The following is a 4,898-nucleotide window of genomic DNA, read 5'->3' as shown; positions in this document are numbered from 1 at the left end:
CCGCCAATATAAGCGGGATGGTGCGGTTCAACGAACGCGTCCAGACTTGAATGTTGCGTTGCCGGTTGCATGTCGGCCCTGAGGCGGGCGGTTACCATGCCTTCGCCGGGATGTCGCATTAATTTGCTGTCACTTTTGTGCGACCGGCAACCACAGGTGGCATCCCTTCGCCGGAAAGTCACCTTTCCGGGAGCGTGAAATCATCGGCTTTTCATCGGTGCTTGGACGTGGTACCAGCCAGCGCCAATCCTGAAAGGGAAGAAACGAGTCGGCGCTGTCCATTCCGGTCCAGCGCTTTTTTGTATTCCCCCACCGTTTTTATGTTCAAGGGACTGGCCATGGCAAAAATCATCGAAACGTCCACCGGCGCATTGGCGCTGACCTTTGACGACGTGCTGCTGCAGCCGGGTCATTCCGAGGTCATGCCTGGCGAAACCGATGTCCGCACCCGCATCGCCGGCGACATCGACCTGAATGTGCCGATCCTGTCGGCGGCGATGGACACCGTCACCGAGGCGCGGCTTGCCATAGCCATGGCCCAGGCCGGCGGCATTGGCGTCATCCACCGCAATTTCTCGCCGGCCGAACAGGCCGAGCAGGTGCGGCAGGTCAAGAAATTCGAATCCGGCATGGTGGTCAATCCCGTCACCATCGGCCCCGACGCGACGCTCGCCGACGCGCTGGGCCTGATGCGCAGCTATTCGATCTCGGGCATTCCGGTGGTCGAGAACGGCGGCAGCGGCGGCCACAAGATCGGCCGGCTGATCGGCATCCTGACCAATCGCGACGTGCGCTTTGCGTCCGATCCGGCGCAGAAGGTCCATGAACTGATGACCCGTGACAACCTGATCACGGTCAAGGAGAACGTCGACCAGGACGAGGCCAAGCGCCTCCTGCACCAGCACAGGATCGAAAAGTTGGTCGTCGTCGACAGGCAAGGCAATTGCGTCGGACTGATCACCGTCAAGGATATCGAGAAGTCGCAGCTCAATCCGCACGCCACCAAGGACGCACAGGGCCGCCTGCGCGCCGCCGCCGCCACCAGCGTCGGCGATGACGGTTTCGAGCGCGCCGAACGCCTCATCGATGCCGGCGTCGACCTTCTGGTGATCGACACCGCGCATGGCCACTCGCAGCGCGTGCTCGACGCCGTCACGCGGGCGAAAAAACTATCCAACTCCGTCCGCATCCTGGCTGGCAACGTCGCCACCGCCGCGGGCACGCAGGCGCTGATCGACGCCGGCGCCGACGCCGTCAAGGTCGGCATCGGCCCGGGTTCCATCTGCACCACCCGCATCGTTGCCGGCGTCGGCGTGCCGCAGCTCTCGGCCATCATGTCGGCGGTCGAGACGGCGCACAAATCCGGCGTCTCGGTGATCGCCGATGGCGGCATCAAATATTCCGGCGATCTGGCCAAGGCGTTGGCCGCAGGCGCCAGTGCGGCCATGATCGGCTCGCTGCTGGCCGGAACCGACGAAAGCCCGGGCGAGGTCTATCTGCATCAGGGCCGCTCCTTCAAGGCCTATCGCGGCATGGGCTCGGTCGGCGCCATGGCCCGCGGCTCCGCCGATCGCTACTTCCAGGCCGAGGTGCGCGACACGCTGAAACTGGTCCCGGAAGGCATCGAAGGGCAGGTTCCCTACAAAGGACCTGTGTCTGGTGTGCTGCACCAGCTTGCGGGCGGGCTGAAAGCCGCTATGGGTTATGTTGGTGGCCGCGACCTTGCCGATTTCCGCGAGCGCGCCACCTTTGTGCGCATATCCAATGCCGGACTTCGTGAAAGCCACGCCCATGACGTCACGATTACCCGCGAAAGCCCGAACTATCCCGGCGGAGCCTGACCAGTACGGGCTCGGGCGGAGCCTGACGGCAACGATCCTGCGGCTGCCGCGCCACGCAGGCGCACTCTGTTTCCTGTCGGCGGTGGTTTTCACCGCCATGACGGCTATGGAATTCCTCTACTTTCGCCAGTTGAGCGGCGGCTTGCCATCACTCGACATGCGTATTTTCGGTTTCACTCCGGACGAAGGCATGGCCTGGCTGACGGCACTCGGCCGGCGCGGCGGCGAGATCATTCTCGTCTGGCACTATCTGACCTTCGCTCTGTTGTTCCCGGCGCTGCTGTCTGTGACGCTGGTCAGCCTGATCCTGGCCACCGGCCGGCGATTGAAGGCTTTCCGCGTGCAGCCGGTGCAGCTGCAGTCGATCTTCGCGCTGGTCCTGGTGCTGCCCTACACGCTTGCCGACTACGCCCAGAACATCGCGGTAGCGCGGCTTCTGTCCGATTTCCTGTCGGCGAATCCGGACTCGCTGTCTTTGGCTTCGGCGCTCACCGTCACCAAATTCGCGCTTTTCGCCGTCCCGGTGATCGTCATTGCCGCCTTCTGGCTGGCAGGCCAGAAACGCCTGGCCTGATGCCGCGCGCAAAGCTTAGCCGGGTAGGGGAAACTTCGTGAACCAGACCACGATCTTCTGGCCTGTTCTGGCGCATGTGCTGCTGATCTACATCGTCTACTGCATCCTGGGTCGCCGCAGATACGGCGCAATCAGGTCAGGCGAGGCGAAGCCAGCTCAGTTCAAGGTGCGTTCGACCGAGCCGGCCTCCAGCGTCACCGTTGCCGCCAATCTCACCAACCAGTTCGAGCTGCCGGTGCTGTTCTATGTGCTGTGCCTGACGCTGCACCTGACCAACGGCGTCAACTATCTGACCCTGGCGCTGATGTGGATTTTCGTCGCATCGCGCTATTTCCACGCCTGGGTTCACCTGACCAGCAACAATCTGCTGCTGCGCAGCCGGTCATTCTTCGTCAGTGCGGTGATTCTCCTGCTGGGATGGATCTGGTTCGCGCTGCACCTGCTCGGCATGGTTTGAGCAGGGCACTTTTTCCTTCTCCCGCAAGGGGAGAAGGAAAATCCGCGAGGGACGTCTACAGGTCGAACACCGCAATCTTGCGCTTGTCGAACTTGATGCCGATCTCGCCGCGTACCAGCTTGAGCGCGGCCTCGCCGAACACCGCGCGCCGCCAGCCCTGCAGGGCCGGTACGTCGGCTTCCTCGCCCTCGGCGGCGATACGGTCGATGTCGTCGCTGGAGGCCAGCACCTTGGAGGCGACGCCTTCCTTTTCGGCGACGATCCGCAGCAGCACCTTCAACAGTTCCGCCGCGGCGCTCGAGCCCTCGGGCGGCTGGAAACTCTTTGGCAGTTTCGGCATCTGCTCCTTGGGCAAGGCAAGGGCGGTGTTGACCGCGCCGAGCAGCGCCGTCGCCGTCGAGGAGCGTTCCCAGCCCTTCGGCGTCGTGCGCAGCTTGCCCAGGGCTGCCGCGTCGCGCGGCGCCTGCTGCGCCACCTCGTAGATCGCGTCGTCCTTGAGCACGCGGCCGCGCGGCACGTCGCGTTCGCGCGCCTCGCGCTCGCGCCACGCCGCAACGCCCTGCACGATCGCCAGTTCCTGCGGCTTGCGCAGCCGCATCTTCAGCCGCTTCCAGGCGTCCTCGGGATGCGGATCATAGGTTTCGCGGGAGGTAAGGACCTCCATTTCCTCGTTAAGCCAATGGGCGCGGTTTTCCCGCTCCAGTTCGGCGCTGAGGTGCTGATAGACCTCGATCAGATGGGTGACGTCGGCCAGCGCATAGTCGAGCTGCTTGTCGGAAAGCGGCCGGTGGCGCCAGTCGGTGAAGCGCGACGACTTGTCGAGCCGCGCGCCGGTGATGCGCTGCACGAGCTGATCGTAGGAAACGCTGTCGCCGAAGCCGCAGACCATCGCCGCCACTTGCGTGTCGAACACTGGATGCGGAACCAGATCGCCGAGATGGACGATGATTTCGATGTCCTGCCGCGCGGCGTGGAAGACTTTGACCACCGCCTCGTTGGCCATCAGCCTGAAGAACGGCTTCAGGTCGATATCGGGAGCCAGCGGATCGATCAGTGCCGTCACGCCGGGAGCGGCCATCTGGATCAGGCACAGGATCGGCCAAAACGTCGTTTCTCGAATGAATTCGGTGTCGACAGTGACGAAATCCGACTTTTCGAAAGCGGCGAGAACGGTCTCGAGTTCTTTCTGGGTGGTGATGACGTGCATCAAATCGCTTTTGGCAGGAGTAAGGTCTTCCTAGATTTCAGCCGCCGGGGCTTTCGTCAAGCTTTGGCACCGCCATCATGAGGTTCCCGGACCGTCGGAATCGCCGTTTCTCCTGGCCAGCCGCGCGAAAACCGTCGAAGTGCGCAGGAGCGCAATGAAGCGGCCGCGCCTGCCCGCCGGCACGCCGGACCGAGCCTGCATGCGGTAGAGGATGACAGCGATGAAGATCGCATAGACCACCGCGCTGAATACAAACAGGGCGCCCGGTCCGAAATATTGCATCGCCGTCGAGGCGGCGAACGGGCCGCCGATCGCGCCGAAGGAATAGAACAGCATCAGCGCCGCGTTGATCAGCACGAACTCGCCGGTGTCGGCGCGATCGTTGGAGTGGGCCGCCGACAACGAATAGAGCGGCATGGCGAAACAGCCGAAGATGAAGACGAGGACGAAGTTGAGCAGCGGATTGCTACCGGCGATGAACACCAGCGCCAGCGCCGAAAGCATCGCGCAGCAGGTCGTCATCAGCAGCACCCGGCGCCGGTCCCAGCGGTCGGAGAGGTAGCCGAGCGGATACTGGATGATGGCGCCGCCGAAGATGCCGACGCTGACGAAGGTCACGACATCGGCGACCGACATGCCGATCTGCTCGGCATAAACCGGCGACAAGGTGCGAAAGGCGCTGTTGGTGACGCCGACGGCGATGCAGCCGAAGCAGCCCAGCGGCGAAATCCGCCAGACGCGCGCCAGGTCGAGCTTGACCTCTTCGGGTGGTGTCGGGTTGGAGCGGTCGCCGAGCGACACCGGCACCAGCGATAGGGT

5 protein-coding genes are annotated in these 4,898 nt (G+C 63.6%); 3 read left to right on the top strand and 2 right to left on the bottom strand.

The genetic code is table 11. From position 1 onward, the window contains the following. Positions 1–338 precede the first annotated feature (338 nt). From guaB to EN991_RS23315, 3 genes are read left to right on the top strand one after another with little or no spacing between them, the layout of a single operon-like run. Positions 339–1,841 carry an IMP dehydrogenase gene (gene guaB, locus EN991_RS23325; RefSeq protein ID WP_013532286.1) on the top strand — a complete coding sequence of 501 codons (1,503 nt, stop codon included), beginning with the start codon at positions 339–341 and terminating at the stop codon, positions 1,839–1,841. Next, on the top strand, positions 1,792–2,415 hold the full coding sequence (locus EN991_RS23320; protein WP_127369638.1) for a hypothetical protein: 624 nt from the start codon (positions 1,792–1,794) through the stop codon (positions 2,413–2,415). The genes guaB and EN991_RS23320 overlap by 50 nt, the downstream gene beginning before the upstream one ends. A 37-nt stretch (positions 2,416–2,452) precedes the next feature. Next, a complete protein-coding gene (locus EN991_RS23315; protein ID WP_013532284.1) occupies positions 2,453–2,872 on the top strand; it encodes an MAPEG family protein in 420 nt (139 codons plus the stop codon). A 55-nt stretch (positions 2,873–2,927) separates the two neighbouring features. Here EN991_RS23315 and rnd read toward each other — a convergent pair whose 3' ends face one another. Together rnd and EN991_RS23305 are read right to left on the bottom strand one after the other, a co-directional pair. Beyond that, positions 2,928–4,079 (bottom strand): ribonuclease D, encoded by a 1,152-nt coding sequence (rnd, locus tag EN991_RS23310; RefSeq protein ID WP_127369637.1) that lies wholly within the window; start codon positions 4,077–4,079, stop codon positions 2,928–2,930. A 75-nt stretch (positions 4,080–4,154) separates the two neighbouring features. After that, positions 4,155–4,898 (bottom strand): MFS transporter (locus EN991_RS23305; protein WP_127369636.1); only part of this gene is annotated, 744 nt, incomplete at its 5' end.

Source organism: Mesorhizobium sp. M7A.F.Ca.US.005.03.2.1, from assembly GCF_003997795.1.
Classification (GTDB): domain Bacteria; phylum Pseudomonadota; class Alphaproteobacteria; order Rhizobiales; family Rhizobiaceae; genus Mesorhizobium; species Mesorhizobium ciceri.
Note: the sequence above shows the minus strand (reverse complement) of the source record. Positions and strands in the feature narration are given on the sequence as shown.